Raw genomic sequence first — 1,320 nt, forward strand, 5'->3', positions numbered from 1 at the left:
TTTATCAGCAGGTAGGTAGCTGGCAATCTTGGTCGGTAAACCAATACCCAAGTTGACATAGGCACCATCGGGAATATCTTGTGCCACACGCTTTGCAATCTGGTCACGGCTGAGTTTCTGGTAGCTCATGTTATTTCTCCTTATTGCTTACTGTGCGGGCTGTACTTGTACAACATGCTGTACAAAGATACCTGGGGTGATAATGTGTTCTGGGTCTAATCCACCCAGTTCAACCACTTCACAAACCTGGGCAATGGTGACATCAGCAGCCATGGCCATGATCGGGCCAAAGTTACGTGCAGATTTACGGTAAACCAGATTGCCCCAGCGGTCGCCCTTATAGGCTTTAATCAGGGCAAAGTCAGCCTTGATCGGATACTCAAGCACGTAATCTTTACCATCAATATGACGGGTCTCTTTGCCTTCAGCTAAAAGTGTTCCAAAGCCAGTTGGGGTAAACACCGCCCCAAGGCCCATACCAGCTGCCTGAATACGGCACGCCAGATTGCCTTGCGGTACCAGTTCAAGTTCAACCTTTCCGGCACGGTACAGTTCATCAAACACATAAGAGTCCGACTGACGTGGGAAAGAGCAAATCACTTTTTTAATAGAACCGGCTTTGAGCAGTTTAGCCAGACCATAATCCCCATTACCGGCATTGTTGCTCACAATGGTCAGGTCCTTAACGCCAAGTTCAATCAGACCGTCAATGAGTTCAGCGGGTTGTCCTGCGGTACCAAAACCACCAATCAGGATGGTTGCACCATCTTTAATCTGCGATAGAACCTCGCTTAGTGAGGACTTACTTTTGTCAATCATTAGACAACTCCATTGTGCTCATTGAAGAAGAGAGAGGTAAGAGATTTAGGCACACTGAGGCGAGAAGAATAGATAAATATTTCACTCAATCCCGAGTGTTTCCCTTAGATTTCCCTTTTAAACATTTTTGATAATTTTCAGATTTTGATCTAGTCAGCTATATATAGTTTTGTTCGATTTAGGATTTTTTTGTTCGACTATCGAACATTATCTAAGTAAATTACTTATTCAATCTTACAAATACAAGTTGTAAAAAAATACTAATTATTTTGAATAGATATGTAGAAACACCATATTCACTTAGGCTATTTTATAAGTAAAAATTACCATCTATCCTGTATATAAAATCTTAATTTTGTGATTGTAAAATCAAGCGAGCAAGTTCTAAATCATCGGGGTAAGTAATTTTTATATTATCAGAACGCCCCATGACCACCTGTACACTCTCTCCTATAGATTCAAGTGCACTCGCCTCATCAGTAATAGTCAAATTATTTTTCA

Annotated in this window: 3 protein-coding genes; all 3 read right to left on the reverse strand. The window is 41.4% G+C overall.

All coding sequences use genetic code 11. The features are described 5' to 3' along the window. A partial coding sequence (locus tag VXQ92_RS18405; protein ID WP_416682780.1) for a CoA-transferase occupies positions 1-129 on the reverse strand: 129 nt, incomplete at its 3' end. Positions 130-147: 18 nt separating this feature from the next. Beyond that, on the reverse strand, positions 148-819 hold the full coding sequence (locus VXQ92_RS18410; protein WP_031984575.1) for a 3-oxoacid CoA-transferase subunit A: 672 nt from the start codon (positions 817-819) through the stop codon (positions 148-150). 349 nt (positions 820-1,168) lie between these two features. After that, the coding region (locus tag VXQ92_RS18415) for a 2-C-methyl-D-erythritol 4-phosphate cytidylyltransferase (protein ID WP_416682781.1) at positions 1,169-1,320 on the reverse strand (152 nt) is incomplete at its 5' end.

The sequence above is a fragment of the Acinetobacter sp. 228 genome (assembly GCF_048147885.1).